This is a genomic window from Pseudomonas sp. G1002 (assembly GCF_013385455.1).
Taxonomy (GTDB): Bacteria; Pseudomonadota; Gammaproteobacteria; order Pseudomonadales; family Pseudomonadaceae; genus Aquipseudomonas.
In genome coordinates, this window is sequence record NZ_JACAPY010000005.1 from 134,435 (window position 1) to 148,357 (window position 13,923).

General features: G+C 60.6%; 12 protein-coding genes. 7 read left to right on the forward strand and 5 right to left on the reverse strand.

The window, feature by feature from the left end:
• Positions 1–202: 202 nt before the first annotated feature.
• Positions 203–1,528: a tRNA (N6-isopentenyl adenosine(37)-C2)-methylthiotransferase MiaB gene (gene miaB, locus HX801_RS02450; RefSeq protein ID WP_102369960.1), complete on the reverse strand. Its 1,326-nt coding sequence runs from the start codon at positions 1,526–1,528 to the stop codon at positions 203–205.
• A 132-nt stretch (positions 1,529–1,660) separates the two neighbouring features.
• Here miaB and HX801_RS02455 point away from each other — a divergent pair, with 132 nt between their 5' ends.
• The 6 genes from HX801_RS02455 (at position 1,661) to HX801_RS02480 (ending at position 7,699) form a co-directional block, all read left to right on the forward strand.
• Positions 1,661–1,987, forward strand: coding sequence for a DUF1820 family protein (locus HX801_RS02455; RefSeq protein WP_003215457.1), 327 nt, complete (start codon positions 1,661–1,663; stop codon positions 1,985–1,987).
• Between the two features lie 283 nt (positions 1,988–2,270).
• Positions 2,271–4,325, forward strand: coding sequence for an FAD-dependent oxidoreductase (locus HX801_RS02460; protein ID WP_177021492.1), 2,055 nt, complete (start codon positions 2,271–2,273; stop codon positions 4,323–4,325).
• 38 nt (positions 4,326–4,363) lie between these two features.
• On the forward strand, positions 4,364–5,122 hold the full coding sequence (locus HX801_RS02465) for a transporter substrate-binding domain-containing protein (RefSeq protein ID WP_177021493.1): 759 nt from the start codon (positions 4,364–4,366) through the stop codon (positions 5,120–5,122).
• A gap of 31 nt (positions 5,123–5,153) precedes the next feature.
• Positions 5,154–5,870, forward strand: coding sequence for an ABC transporter permease (locus HX801_RS02470; protein ID WP_177021494.1), 717 nt, complete (start codon positions 5,154–5,156; stop codon positions 5,868–5,870).
• Positions 5,867–6,577, forward strand: a complete 711-nt coding sequence (locus tag HX801_RS02475; protein ID WP_003215465.1) for an ABC transporter permease — start codon at positions 5,867–5,869, stop codon at positions 6,575–6,577. Before HX801_RS02470 ends, HX801_RS02475 begins: the two co-directional genes overlap by 4 nt.
• Positions 6,578–6,586: 9 nt before the next feature.
• A complete protein-coding gene (locus tag HX801_RS02480) occupies positions 6,587–7,699 on the forward strand; it encodes a succinylglutamate desuccinylase/aspartoacylase family protein (RefSeq protein WP_177021495.1) in 1,113 nt (370 codons plus the stop codon).
• Here HX801_RS02480 and HX801_RS02485 read toward each other — a convergent pair.
• The 4 genes from HX801_RS02485 to HX801_RS02500 form a co-directional block, all read right to left on the reverse strand.
• Positions 7,691–8,257, reverse strand: coding sequence for a tetratricopeptide repeat protein (locus HX801_RS02485; protein WP_177008851.1), 567 nt, complete (start codon positions 8,255–8,257; stop codon positions 7,691–7,693). The genes HX801_RS02480 and HX801_RS02485 overlap by 9 nt on opposite strands.
• Before the next feature lie 225 nt (positions 8,258–8,482).
• Positions 8,483–9,766, reverse strand: coding sequence for a glutamate-1-semialdehyde 2,1-aminomutase (gene hemL / locus HX801_RS02490; protein WP_003215470.1), 1,284 nt, complete (start codon positions 9,764–9,766; stop codon positions 8,483–8,485).
• 17 nt (positions 9,767–9,783) lie between these two features.
• Complete coding sequence (thiE, locus tag HX801_RS02495; RefSeq protein ID WP_134327360.1) at positions 9,784–10,407, reverse strand: thiamine phosphate synthase; 624 nt, start codon at positions 10,405–10,407, stop codon at positions 9,784–9,786.
• 18 nt (positions 10,408–10,425) lie between these two features.
• On the reverse strand, positions 10,426–11,223 hold the full coding sequence (locus HX801_RS02500) for a hydroxymethylpyrimidine/phosphomethylpyrimidine kinase (RefSeq protein WP_177008849.1): 798 nt from the start codon (positions 11,221–11,223) through the stop codon (positions 10,426–10,428).
• A gap of 286 nt (positions 11,224–11,509) precedes the next feature.
• On the opposite strand from HX801_RS02500, the gene HX801_RS02505 reads away from it, so the two are divergent.
• Positions 11,510–13,888 carry a hybrid sensor histidine kinase/response regulator gene (locus HX801_RS02505; RefSeq protein ID WP_177021496.1) on the forward strand — a complete coding sequence of 793 codons (2,379 nt, stop codon included), beginning with the start codon at positions 11,510–11,512 and terminating at the stop codon, positions 13,886–13,888.
• The last annotated feature ends 35 nt before the right edge of the window (positions 13,889–13,923 follow it).

A 13,923-nucleotide genomic window follows, 5' to 3' on the forward strand; every position in this document is an offset into this window, starting at 1 on the left:
CCTGGGGCAATTAAGATGAAATCAAGGATAACGCCAGCAGGCTGCGTGCGAAAGCACTTATATAGCCCGAAGCTGGTACCGTTCTAATGTGGGAGCGGGCTTGCTCGCGAATGCGATGGGGCAGTCAGCCTGTTCGTTGCCTGATACACCGCCTTCGCGAGCAAGCCCGCTCCCACATTGGTTCCCGGTGGCCGAATTATTGTTACACCAGCGAACCGCGCAGCGAGTGCGGTTGTGCCGCGTCGATGTGCACGTCGGCGAACTGCCCGATCAGCGTCGGATTATCACAGCGGAAGTTGACGATCCGGTTGTTCTCGGTCCGGCCCTGCAATTCGCCAGGGTCTTTTTTCGAGTAGTCGGTCACCAGGATGCGCTGGGTCGAGCCCACCATCTGTCGGCTGATCTCGAAACCCTGCTGGTTGAGGCGATGTTGCAGGGCGTTCAAACGCTCCTTCTTCAACGCTTCCGGGGTTTCGTCGAGCAGGTCTGCCGCGGGGGTGCCCGGGCGCTGGCTGTAGACGAAGGAGTAGGAGAAGTCGAAGCCGACGTCTTCGATCAACTTCATGGTCTGCTGGAAATCTTTCTCGGTTTCCCCTGGGAAGCCGACGATAAAGTCCGAGCTGATGCAGATCCCCGGCACCGCCGCACGCAATTTGCGCAATTTGGATTTGTATTCCAGGGCGGTGTGGTTGCGCTTCATCGCCGAGAGAATGCGGTCCGAGCCCGATTGCACCGGCAAGTGCAGGTGCTTGACCAGCTCCGGCACTTCGGCGTGGGCCTGGATCAGGCTGTCGGAGAACTCCAGCGGGTGCGAGGTGGTGTAGCGAATCCGTTCGATCCCGTCGACGGCAGCCACTACGCGGATCAACTCCGCGAGGTCCGCCAGGCGCCCGTCGTGGGTCTGGCCACGGTAGCCGTTGACGTTCTGCCCCAGCAGGGTCACTTCACGCACGCCGTTCTCGGCCAGGTGAATGATCTCTGCCAGCACGTCGTCGAACGGGCGGCTGACTTCTTCGCCGCGGGTGTATGGCACCACGCAGAAGGTGCAGTACTTGCTGCAGCCTTCCATTACCGACACATAAGCGCTTGGGCCGTCGATGCGCGGCTCGGGCAAATGGTCGAATTTTTCGATTTCCGGGAACGAGACGTCGACCTGCGGCAGCTTGGTGATGCGCGCGGCGTCGATCATTTCCGGCAGGCGGTGCAGGGTCTGCGGGCCGAAGACCACGTCGACGTACGGTGCGCGGTCACGAATGGCGGCGCCTTCCTGGCTGGCCACGCAACCGCCGACGGCGATCACCATGTCCGGGTTGGCCAGTTTCAGTTCACGCCAGCGGCCCAGCTGCGAGTAGACCCGGTCCTGGGCCCGCTCGCGGATCGAGCAGGTATTGAGCAGGATCACGTCGGCGTCTTCAGCGCGAGCGGTGACTTCCAGGGCCTGATGTTCACCCAGCAGATCGACCATGCGCGAGCTGTCGTACTCGTTCATCTGGCAACCGTGGGTTTCGATGTAAAGCTTCTTGGCCATGGGGATCGTCAACTGGTGGTAAAGAACCGCGCATTATAGGGGGCATGCCGATAGGTTCCTAGCACTGTGCATCGGACGCCATGCTATAGTTCGCGCCCTCTTTTAAATCCCCCGATGTGTTACCCGCCCACCATGACCAAACGTGAAGCTCCAATCTACAAGGTGATTTTCCTTAACCAGGGCCAGGTGTTCGAAATGTACGCCAAGCAGATCTATCAAAGTGATCTGTGGGGCTTCCTGGAAGTGGAAGAGTTCGTCTTTGGCGAGCGCACGCAGCTGGTCGTCGACCCGGGCGAGGAAAAACTCAAGGCTCAGTTCGAAGGCGTGGTGCGCAGTTTTGTGCCGATGCATTCGATCGTGCGCATCGACGAAGTCGAGCGCCTGGGCACGCCGAAAATCAGCGAGGCCCGGGGCATGAGCAATGTCATGCCGTTTCCGATGCCGATGCCTGAGAAGTGACGTTCAACTATTTTGTAGGGTATTTCTGATTCTTGCCTCTCGTGCATGGACATTCTGTTTAAAAAACAGCAGATTTTGTTTATGCAGAGAGGGCGCCATGAATACATCAATAATAAAAAGCCTGTTTCAATGGGACGTGAGTTCCACTTTTTTAATTAACTCTCCATCAAAAAGGCTCTGCCCTGGAATACAAGGGTATTAGCGTTTTATCGCCTGGCATTAGTTAACACCGAATTTCTTATGACGCAGTCATCAACGGACTTATCTGTTCGGGAGTAGCCCTGTGCGCGATCCTCGTTATGACATTTTGTTTGAGCCGGTACAAATAGGCCCGGTTCGCACCCGTAACCGCTTTTATCAAGTTCCCCACTGCAATGGCATGGGCCATGTGCATCCTTCCGCCATGGCACGCATGCGCGGGATAAAAGCCGAAGGTGGGTGGGGCGTAGTCTGCACTGAAGAATGTGAGATCAGCCCGCTGAGCGAGTTCTCTCCCTACATAGAGGCGCGCTTGTGGGATGAACGCGACATCCCGGCGCTCGCGCGAATGTGTGAGGCCGTCCACCAGCACGGGTCACTGGCCGGCGTAGAGTTGGCATTCAATGGTTACTCGGCCCCCAACCGCTACAGTCGTGAGATTCCCTGGGCGCCCTCCAATACGCCGGTGCGTGGTTATGACCCGGTACAGGCCCGGGCCATGAGTCGTGCCGATATCCAGCAACTGCGCGCCATGCACCGTGCCGCCGCACTGCGGGCGCGCGACGCGGGGTTTGACATCATCTATGTCTATGCCGGGCATGACCTCGGCGTGCCGTTCCATTTCCTCACGCCACGCAACAACCGCCGTACTGATGAGTATGGCGGTGTGCTGGAAAACCGCGTGCGGCTGTTGCGCGAGTTGATTGAAGACACCCGCGATGCGGTGGGTGATCGGTGTGCCGTGGCGGTGCGCCTGGCGGTAGACGAGCAGAGGGTCGACGGCCTGTCTCGCGATGGAGAGGGCGCTGAAATATTCTCGATGCTGGCGGACTTGCCGGATTTGTGGGACGTCAACGTCGCCGATTGGTCCAACGACAGTGTAACGGCGCGCTTTGCCTCGGAAGGTTATCAAGAGACCCTCCTGTCGGGGCTGAAGGCTCTGACCCGCAAGCCGGTGGTGGGCGTCGGGCGGTTCACCTCGCCAGACACCATGGTCTCGCTGGTCCGCCGTGGCGTCCTGGACTTGATTGGCGCGGCCCGCCCTTCGATTGCTGACCCGTTCTTGCCGAAGAAGATTGAAGAGGGTCGAGCGGATGAGATTCGCGAATGCATTGGCTGCAATGTCTGTGTCAGTGGCGACCACACCAGCACGCCGTTGCGCTGCACGCAAAATCCGACCATGGGCGAGGAGTGGCGGCGCGGTTGGCACCCCGAGTCGGTCAATCGTGCGCATCACCCTGGGCGGGCGCTGGTGGTCGGCGCAGGGCCCGCAGGGCTGGAGTGCGCGCGGATGCTGGGCGTTCGGGGTATGGAGGTGGCGCTGGTGGACAGCTTGCGCACCCTTGGCGGACGGGTGGCGCTGGAGTCCCGGCTTCCAGGGTTGGCGAGCTGGGGGCGGGTAATCGACTATCGGTTGGACGCCTTGAGTCGCCTGGCGTCGGTTGAGATTTATCGGGAGAGTCGATTGCAGGCCCAGGACATCCTGGACTTCGCCGCAGAGCATGTATTTATCGCCACCGGCTCCCGCTGGCGGCGGGACGGGTTGGGACGAGCCCTGCGTCGCCCGTTACCGGGCCTGGAAAGCCTGCCCGTCATCACGCCGGATGATTTGATGGCCGGTGTCCTGCCGGCGTCACCAGTGCTGCTGTTCGATGACGATCACTATTACATGGGCAGCGTATTGGCTGAGCACCTGGTGGCGCGGGGCGTGCAAGTGATATTCGTCACCCCGGCGTCGGATGTGGCGGCCTGGACCCACAAAACCCTTGAGCAACACCGCATCCAGCGCCGCCTGCTGGAGCTGAACGTCACGATCGTCCCGTCCCATACGTTGGTCAGGTGTATGCCTGAAGGCCTTGTCGCAGGGTGCGTCTACACCGAGCGGACACGCTTCATTCCCGCCGCTTCCTTGCTGTTGGTCACCTCACGCGAACCCGAGCAGGCGTTGTATCAGGCGTTGAACAGCGCACCCGAACAGGTGCGCGCGGCCGGGATCGGCACGCTGACGTTGATCGGCGATTGCGTGGCGCCCGGCACGATTGCTGCGGCGGTGTATTCGGGGCATCGAATGGCACGGGAGTTTGATGCACCCGTTGATTCTTTATTGGTCCGGCGAGAGATTCCGCTTATCGAGGTGTAGTCAGTCTCGCTGTTTATTTAATAACGAGGAATACAATAATGAAAAAAACAATCCTGATGTTATTCGCTGTTCTTTTATTAAACACCCCACTGTTTGCCAATGACTATGCCGGCATCCGTTTTGGTGTTGATCCCAATTACGCGCCTTTTGCCTATAAAGATAACAAAGGCACGTTGACGGGGTTCGAAGTTGATATCGGTAACGCCCTCTGCACTCAGTTGCGTGTTCGCTGCCAATGGGTTGAAAGTGATTTTGACGGGCTGATTCCCAGTCTGAATGCCGGCAAGATCGACGCCATCCTCGCCTCAGTGACGGTCACCGCCGCACGAGAAAAGGTGATTGATTTCTCCTCGGAGGTATTTTCCAGCCCCACCGCCATGGTGCTCCGCCCCGGCGCTGAGCTGGCCAAGGGTACGGCTGTTGGCTATCTGCAAGGCAGTACCCAGGAAGTCTATGCCCGCCAAGTGCTCGCCGGGCAGGGCATAAAGATCGTGGCTTATGCCGATCAGGAACAGGTGTATGCCGATCTCGTGGCAGGGCGGCTGCAAGCCTCATTGCAGGATGCACAGCAAGCGCAAAGCGGATTTATGCGCACAGCCCAGGGTGCGGGGTTCGTCCTCGGGCCGCCGATCGAAAGTGCATTGATGCCCTCCAAAAGCGCCATCGGCATCGCCAAGGGCAATCATGCCCTGAAAGCCCTGCTGGATAAGGGCCTCGCGGCACTGCACGCCGAGGGTACCTACGCTCGGCTGCAAGACCAGTATTTTCCGGGTGTGAACATGTTCAGCGGTCAATGACCGTCCTTCAATGGCGAGCGAGAGCGCAAACATGTTGCCCACCTTCACTCAATTCACCTCGACCCTGGACAGTTTTGCGCCACTCTTGTTGGGCGGTGTCTGGGTCACGCTGCAACTGGCGCTACTGTCACTGCTGCTGGGGCTGGCGTTCGGCCTGCTCGGTGCTGGCGCCAAGCTGTCCAGGGTCAGGGCCTGGCGCCTCTGCGCACAGCTCTACACCACTCTGATTCGCGGGGTGCCCGACCTGCTGTTGATGCTGTTGATTTTCTATGGGGCGCAAACCGGTTTGAGTCGTCTGACGCAGGAACTGGGCATGGCCTACATCGAAATCGACCCATTCAGCGCAGGCGTACTCACCTTGGGGTTTATCTACGGCGCCTATTTCACCGAAACCTTTCGTGGTGCCCTGCTGGCTGTACCTCGCGGCCAGTTCCAGGCCGCCAAGGCCTTGGGCATGACCTTCAGTCAGGGCTTCGTGCACGTGATATTCCCGCAAATGATGCGGTTCGCCCTTCCGGGGCTGGGCAATAACTGGATGGTTTTACTCAAGGCGACTGCGCTGGTGTCGATCATTGGCTTGGCGGATTTGGTCAAGGTCGCCCAGGTAGCGGGCAAAAGTAGCCAGCAGTTATTGGCCTTTTTGCTGATGGCCGCATTGATCTACCTGTTGCTCAGCAGCGTTTCAAACCTTGCCTTGCGCTGGCTGGCGCGTCGTTACGGCGTCGGTGCGCAGGAGTCGTCACCATGATCGAGTTGATCCAGGAATACTGGCGGCCGTTCATCTATTCCGACGGTCAACAACTTACCGGCCTGGCCATGACCCTATGGCTGACCAGTGCCTCGCTGTGTCTTGGCCTACTGCTGGCACTGCCCTTGTCCATCGCCAGGGTGTCATCCAGATGCTGGCTGCGTTGGCCGGTGCAATGCTTCACCTACCTGTTTCGCGGCACGCCGCTGTATATCCAGTTGCTGATCTTTTATACCGGGATCTACAGCATTGCCGCCGTGCGTGAACAGCCCGTGCTGGATGCGTTTTTCCGTGAGGCGCTGAACTGTACGCTGTTGGCATTTGCCCTGAATACCGGCGCCTACACCACGGAAATTCTCGCGGGCGCCATTCGGGCGATGCCTCGTGGTGAAGTCGAAGCCGCCCGATCCCTGGGGTTCGACGGCTGGAAGCTGTATGTCCACCTGATCATGCCATCCGCATTGCGCCGCTCATTGCCCTACTACAGCAATGAGGTGATTTTCATGTTGCATTCCACCACGTTGGCGTTCACCGCCACGGTGCCGGATATCCTGAAAGTGGCACGGGATGCCAACGCCGCAACCTTCCTGACCTTTGAATCATTCGGCTTCGCAGCGGCCCTTTACCTGTGCATTACCTTTGCCTTGGTAGGTTTGTTTCGCCTGGCTGAACGGCGCTGGCTGCGTTTTCTGGATGCGGCCCGATAGGAGATCGAAATGCAGACCCACGTGCATGAGTTGTTGGAGGTCGTACCGGGGACGACGCGACAGATTCGCAGTTTTCATTACGGCCCGGCCAGTGCAGCCGGCAAGGTTTATATCCAGGCGTCCCTGCACGCCGATGAACTGCCGGGCATGCTGGTCTTATGGCATCTGAAGCAGCGGCTGGCGCACCTGGAGGCAGCAGGGTTGATGCGTTGGTCGGTTGTGGTGGTGCCGGTGGCCAATCCGCTGGGGTTGGAGCAAGTGTTGATGGATGTGCCCCAGGGGCGCTTCGATAACGACAGTCGGGAAAACTTCAATCGTTTCTTCCTCGACGTCAGCCAGCAGGTCGGTGATCGCGTCGAAGCCCTGTTGGCGGATGAACCGGGCGCCAATCTGCAACTGATCCGTGGCGCCTTGCTGCAAACACTGACCAGCCAGGAGCCGGCGACACAGTTGCAATCCATGCGCTTGACCCTGCAAACGCTGGCCTGCGATGCCGATATCGTGCTGGACCTTCATTGCGATTTCGAGGCCGTGCAGCATTTGTATTTGTCGCCGGATTTCTGGTTGCACGTGGAGCCTTTGGCCCGTTACCTGGGAGCCAGGGCGTGTTTTTTGGCCAAAGAGGCCGGCGGGCAATCGTTCGATGAGTGTTTTACGTTGTTCTGGGCGCACATGCAGGCGCGTTTTCCCGGGCGCTTTTCGGCACCGGGGTTTGCTGTGACTGTAGAGCTGCGGGGTGTTGCCGATGTGGATCACGGACTGGCGCGTCAGGATTGCCAGGCGTTGATCGACTACTTGATTCAACGGGGAGCCATTGACGGCCAGGCACCACCGCTACCGCCATTACTGAATGCGCCAACGCCGTTGGCGGGAGTAGAGCCGGTGGTGAGCCCAGTGGGAGGCTTGATTGTGTTTTGCGCGAAGGTGGGGGATTACCTGGCGGCCGGGCAAATCCTCGCCGAAGTCATCGATCCGATCACTGATCGGGTGACACCGGTTGCTTGCACCCGAGAAGGGCTTTTGTATGTTCGATCAGTGCGGCGAATGGCGAGTGCCGGTATGACGATTGCCCATGTGGCTGGCCCGAAGGCGCATCGACAGGGTTATCTGTTATCACCTTGAAGGATCCGGCAGCGGCGAAAACGGCGAGCTGCCATCTGCGCTCTGCAGTTCCTGCAGGTAGTTGCGGAAAATCTGTCCCAGCACTTGGGTAGCCACTTCCAGTTCGTCGCGCTGCATGTGTTCGGCCACTTCGTCGGCCGTGTCCAGTGCATCTTCGGCGCCGTTCACCGCCGCCATTTTCAGCACGATGTACGCCTGGACGTTATTGGCCGGTACGCCTTCGCCGTGGAAAAACATGGTGCCCAGCTGGAATTGCGCCTGCGCGTGGCCCTGCAACGAGGCTTTCTCGAAGTAGCTCAAGGCTTTGTTGAGGTCGCGTGCGGGGTTTTTACTGTCGTAGAAGTACTCGCCCAACTCGTATTGCGCCTGCGCATCCCCGCCATCGGCCTGTTTCTGGCACGCGCTCAGGGCTTCGGCCTGGCTTTCCGGCTGGGTATTGAGGGTGCAACGACCCATCGCTGGGATTAACAACGAGTTGCCGCCTGCCTGGGCATACGCCAGCAGCGGCTGAAGGAGCAACAGGCAGCCCAGAACCAGGGTGCGGCCGGTGCGTTTCATGGGAATCGACTTACCTCTGACGGGGCGCGGGACCCACGGGGGGATCCAATAAGCGCGCATTATGAAATAAGCAGGCACCTGCTTACAAAGTCTTTACTCGTTTTTCTGCTGCGTGGGCAAGTTATCTGCCGGATTGCAGGTGAATTCTCGAAAAAAGACGGAAATGCCTGTAAGCAAAGTAGCAAATCTGACGCCGCCAGGGGCGACGTCGGATTTTTGCGCCGCTTATTTCAAGGCGGCGAAGGCGCGTTCGGCAGCATCGAGGGTCAGTTTCAGCTCGGCGTCGCCATGGGCGATCGAGGTGAAGCCGGCCTCAAAGGCGCTCGGTGCCAGGTACACGCCACCTTCCAGCATCAGATGGAAGAAGCGCTTGAACAGGTCGGCATCGCTGCCCATCACGTCGTCGAAGGTGACGATGTCGTCGGCGCCGCTGAAGTACAGGCCGAACATGCCGCCCGCCTGGGTGGTCACGAACGGAATGCCGGCGGCATCGGCGCGCTGTTGCAGGCCGTCCAGCAGGCGAGTGGTGTAGTCGGTCAGCTCGGCGTGGAAGCCCGGGCGACTGATCAGGCGCAGGGTGGTCAGGCCGGCGGCCATGGCCAGCGGGTTACCCGACAGGGTGCCTGCCTGGTACACCGGGCCCAGCGGCGCGATGTGTTGCATGATTTCGCGCTTGCCGCCGAAGCAGCCCACCGGCATGCCGCCGCCGATGATCTTGCCGAAGGTGCTCAGGTCCGGCGTGACGCCGTAGTAAGCCTGGGCGCCGCCGAGGGCAACGCGGAAGCCGGTCATCACTTCATCAAAAATCAGCACTACGCCGTGCTTGTCGCACTGTTCCCGCAGGCCTTCCAGGAAGCCCGGCGCCGGCGGCACGCAGTTCATGTTGCCGGCCACCGGCTCGACGATGATGCAAGCCACTTCCTGGCCGACTTCGCTGAGCATCTGCTCGACGGCAGCGATGTCGTTGAACGGCAGGGTCAGGGTGTGTTTGGCGAACGCGGCCGGCACCCCGGCGGAGCTCGGTACGCCCTGGGTCAGCGCACCGGAACCGGCCTTGACCAGCAGGCTGTCGGAGTGGCCGTGGTAGCAGCCTTCGAACTTGATGATGCTGTCGCGGCCGGTAAACCCACGGGCCAGGCGAATCGCGCTCATGGTGGCTTCGGTGCCGGAGCTGACCATCCGCACCATCTCCATGGAGGGCACGATGGAGCACACCAGGTCAGCCATCTCGGTTTCCATGGCGGTCGGTGCGCCATAGGACAGGCCGTGTTGCAGCTGCTGGCGCACCGCGTCCAGTACTTCCGGATGGCTGTGGCCGAGGATCATCGGGCCCCACGAACCCACGTAGTCGACGTAGCGCTTGTCATCTTCGTCGGTGACGTAGGCGCCTTCGGCATGCTTGAAGAACAGTGGGGTTCCGCCAACGCTCTTGAACGCTCGCACGGGAGAGTTCACACCGCCGGGGATGTGTTTCTGGGCATTGGCAAACAGGGTTTCGGAACGGGACATGATCGTGTTCTCTGAATTCAAGATTTTAGAAGATCGTTGAAAGCGCGGGCGCGGCGCGTGACTTCCTGGGTGCTTTCGGCACCAAACAGGCCGTGGACCACTGCCAGCAAGTCGGCACCGTGGGCCACCAGCGGCTTGGCATTTTCCAGGGTGATGCCGCCGATCACGCAGATCGGCAGGTGCAACCGCGTGCGGGCCTGGGCCAGCAGTTCAACGGTGGCTGCCGGCGCGCCGGGCTTGGTGTTGGAATTGAAGAAGCGGCCGAAGGCGACATAACTGGCACCTTCGCGGGCAGCCTGCTCGGCCAGTTCGATCTGGCTGTGGCAGGTGGAGCCGATGATCGCCTTGGAGCCCAGCAGCGCGCGGGCCGGCGTCAGCGGGCCGTCGGTCTGGCCCAGGTGCACGCCGACGCCGAGGCGTGCGGCCAGTTCGGCGTCATCGTTGATGATCAGTTGGGTCTTGTAGCGCGAGCACAGCTCCCGCAGTTTTTCGGCTTCCCGCAGGCGGCGCGCTTCGTCGCTGCTTTTATCGCGGTATTGCAGCAGGGTCACGCCACCGTCCAACGCCGCTTCGACGTAGGCCAGGAACTTGCCGGCCAACAGTTGGCTGTCGGTAATGGCATAAAGGCCACGTAGTTTCATCGGGCAGGCCTCTTGGTGTTACGAGCAGAAATCCAACGGCAGACGACGAGGCACGAATTGCCCCTGGCCGAGTTGTTCAGCGTCACGCAGGGTGCGCCAAGTGTAGTTGAGGGCCGATTGCACCGCGCTGACCAACCCTTCGCCTTGTGCCAACCGACCGGCCAGCGCGCTGGCCAGGGTGCAGCCCGAACCGTGGTAGCTGCCGGGCAGGCGCTGGCAGGTAAAGGTCTGGTGCGTGCCGTCGCGGCTGTAGAGGCGGTTGTGCACTTCGTGCTCGTCGCCATGGCCGCCGGTGATCAGCAGGTGCTTGATGAACGGCAGCAGTTTCGCTGCGCATTCGTCCGCCGTGCCCTCGGGCAATTCGGCGAGGATGCGTGCTTCAGGCAGGTTGGGGGTGGCGATCATCGACAGCGGCAACAGCCGCTCGCGCATGGCGTAGCCGACCTCGTCCTTGCCCAGGCTGCCGCCGCCGCCGGCACGCAGCACCGGGTCGCAGACCACCGGCAAATGCGGGTGCGCCTTGAGCAGTTCGACCACGGTGTCGACCATCTCCAGGGAACCGAGCATGCCCAGTTTCACCGCGGCCACTTCGGAGTCACCGAGCACGGCGTTGGCCTGGGCCAGCACCCACTCGCGATCCAGCACGCGGAAATCGCTGACGTTGACGGTGTTCTGCACAGTCAGCGCGGTGACGGCCGGGGCCGCATGACAGCCCTGGGCGAGCAGGGCTTCGATATCTGCCTGCAAGCCGGCGCCACCACTGGGATCATGGCCGGAGAGACAGAGGACAACGGGGCGAGAGCTGTAGATATTCATGGTGCGCGAGCTTACCACCAAACGCTTTTTGGGTGGCTGTCGGGCGATGGTTGAATTTTTAGCGGAGGGGACGGCGGAGGTGGCTGTTTGCTATCATCGTGAAATACAGGTCAAATGCCCTGTAATGCCCGCTCTAGAGCCTTTCAAAAAATTATTTCAATGGTGTCTTTTGGCCTGTAATGGCTATGCTAGAGTGGATTCAAACCAATAACTGTATCGCCGGTTTACGTCTGCTCAAAAGGAATGGAGGCTTTTGACATAACCGGACAGGTCACGCTGGGGCTCTATGCGCTATTTGCTGATGTTACTGTTGACCGGGCTGCCGATGCTGGCCGGCGCAGTCGAGTTCAACGAGACCACCACGCGGTTGCCCCTGGGCCAAGTGATGCAAGTCCTTGAGGACCCCAGTGGCGCCCTGACCATTGGCGATATCAGCTCGCCGGTCCTCGCCAGTCGTTTCAAGACCCACGACAAAGCCACATTGAATGCCGGCTATTCGCGCTCGGTGTTCTGGCTCAAGGTCGATTTGCATTACCGTGCACAGCGCCCGGATGCCCCGCGCCGCTGGCTGCTGGAACTGGCTTACCCGCCGCTGAACCAACTGGAGCTGTACGAGCCTGACAGTGTCGGCAACTATCGACTGGTGTCGCGCACCGGCAGCATCCTGCCGTTTTCCAGCCGTGAAATCCGCCAGAGCAACTACCTGTTCAAGCTCGACTTCGTCCCTGGCCAGCAGGAAACCCTGTACCTGCGCCTGCAAAGCCAGGGCTCGATCCAGGCACCGCTGACCCTCTGGTCCACCACTGCGTACCTCGAAGAACAGCCATTGCGCCTGTACGTGCTGGGTGTGATCTACGGCGTGTTGCTCGGCATGCTGATCTACAACCTGTTCATCTACCTGAGCGTGCGCGACACCAGCTACCTCTATTACATCCTCTATATCGCCTCGTTCGGCCTGTATCAGCTGTCGGTGAACGGCGTGGCCGTGCAGTATTTCTGGCCGAATAACCCGTGGTGGGCGAACGCGGCGGTGCCCTTCCTGATCGGTTCGGCGGCGCTGTTCGGCAGCCTCTTTGCCCGCAGTTTCCTGCACACCGCGCTTTACAGTCGCTGGATCAACCGGCTGTTGCTGGCCCTGGCGGTCAGCGGCGGGGTGGTGATGGTGCTGGCACTGTTCACCAGTTATGCGCTGGCGCTGCGCCTGGCCACCGCCCTCGCGCTGGTCTTTACCGTGACCATCTTCGTCGCGGCCATCAAGGCCTGGTATTGCGGCCAGCGCATGGCGCGCTACTTCATCATCGCTTGGACCGCTTTCCTGCTGGGCGGTGTAGTCAATACGATGATGGTGCTGGGCTACCTGCCCAATGTGTTCCTCACGATGTACGCCAGCCAGATCGGCTCGGCACTGGAAGTGGCCTTGCTGTCCCTGGCGCTGGCCGACCGGATCAATTCGATGCGCGAGCAACAGGCGCAAATCCTGTTCGACGCCAGCCAGAAACTCGAAGTGCTCAACACGCAACTGGCCCACAGCAACCAGCTCAAGGATGAATTCCTCGCCACCTTGACCCACGAGCTGCGCACGCCGATGAACGGTGTGATCGGCTCCCTGGAATTGATGCAGACCGAGCCGCTGCCAGGCGACCTCGCGCAGTACCATCAAACCGCCTCCGGTGCGGCCCGCGAGATGATGCGCATGGTCAACGGCATCCTCACCCTCACCGAATTGCAGGCCGGGCGCCTCAGCCCGCAACCCCAAGTGTTCAGCCTGCGTGGGCTGCTCGACACCTTGCGCCAGCAGTTCGCGGCCAGCGCCCAGAACAAAGGGTTGGCGTTCTCCATTGATCTGGCAGAAGACCTGCCGGACCGCATCAACGGTGATCCCGGCAAGCTGGCGCAATGCCTGGATTGCCTGTTGGACAATGCCTTCAAGTTCACCCACGAGGGCTCGGTGCGTGTGCGGGTGGTCGGTGTGCCCCAGGCGGACGGAACGCTGCGCCTGACCTTCATTGTCACTGACACCGGCATCGGCTTCGCCTACCTCGATGAGGCGACCCTGTATCAGCGCTTCTTCCAGCTCGATGGCTCGACCACTCGCCAATACGGCGGCATGGGCATTGGCCTGGCGATCTGCCGGCAATTGATCGAGTTGCTCGGTGGGCGCCTCACCCACAATTCCGAGCCGCGGCGCGGCAGTCGCTTCCAGCTGGAACTTGCAGTCAGCCCCATCCAGCCAGAACCGGCTGCCGTGCGGCGAGTACCGCAGGCGCAACGCACGCCGCAGGAGTGCACGGTGCTGCTGGTGGACGACAACAGCGTGGCGCAACTGGTGGTGCGCGGCATGTTGCTCAAGCTCGGTTATCGGGTGAAAACCGTCGACAATGGGCCGGCCGCCCTGGCGTTGCTACAGAGTCAAACCTTCGACGCAGTGTTGCTGGATGTGCCCGAGGGCGGCTTTTCGCTGTGCTGCCAGATCCGTGCGTTGCCCGGCTGTGGTGAGCTGCCGGTGATCGCCTTGAGCACCTCGTTACAAGCCCCGGAACGCGAGCGCTGCCACGGCGTGGGTATCACCGACCGAGTGGCCAAGCCGGTACGTTTCGAGGCCCTGCAACGGGTGCTGCAACTGCGGTTGTTGCATATGGTTGAGGGTGAAAGCGCCGCCAATTAGGCGTTTATGCCACTTTTTTAACCCGGGTGACGGTG

What these genes read in the sequence shown, in the direction of transcription:
- miaB (WP_102369960.1), bottom strand. Translation starts at nt 1,528, where the DNA reads ATGGCCAAGAAGCTTTACATCGAAACCCACGGTTGCCAGATGAACGAG.
- HX801_RS02455 (WP_003215457.1), top strand. Translation starts at nt 1,661, where the DNA reads ATGACCAAACGTGAAGCTCCAATCTACAAGGTGATTTTCCTTAACCAG.
- HX801_RS02465 (WP_177021493.1), top strand. Translation starts at nt 4,364, where the DNA reads ATGAAAAAAACAATCCTGATGTTATTCGCTGTTCTTTTATTAAACACC.
- HX801_RS02470 (WP_177021494.1), top strand. Translation starts at nt 5,154, where the DNA reads ATGTTGCCCACCTTCACTCAATTCACCTCGACCCTGGACAGTTTTGCG.
- HX801_RS02475 (WP_003215465.1), top strand. Translation starts at nt 5,867, where the DNA reads ATGATCGAGTTGATCCAGGAATACTGGCGGCCGTTCATCTATTCCGAC.
- HX801_RS02480 (WP_177021495.1), top strand. Translation starts at nt 6,587, where the DNA reads ATGCAGACCCACGTGCATGAGTTGTTGGAGGTCGTACCGGGGACGACG.
- HX801_RS02485 (WP_177008851.1), bottom strand. Translation starts at nt 8,257, where the DNA reads ATGAAACGCACCGGCCGCACCCTGGTTCTGGGCTGCCTGTTGCTCCTT.
- hemL (WP_003215470.1), bottom strand. Translation starts at nt 9,766, where the DNA reads ATGTCCCGTTCCGAAACCCTGTTTGCCAATGCCCAGAAACACATCCCC.
- thiE (WP_134327360.1), bottom strand. Translation starts at nt 10,407, where the DNA reads ATGAAACTACGTGGCCTTTATGCCATTACCGACAGCCAACTGTTGGCC.
- HX801_RS02500 (WP_177008849.1), bottom strand. Translation starts at nt 11,223, where the DNA reads ATGAATATCTACAGCTCTCGCCCCGTTGTCCTCTGTCTCTCCGGCCAT.
- HX801_RS02505 (WP_177021496.1), top strand. Translation starts at nt 11,510, where the DNA reads ATGCGCTATTTGCTGATGTTACTGTTGACCGGGCTGCCGATGCTGGCC.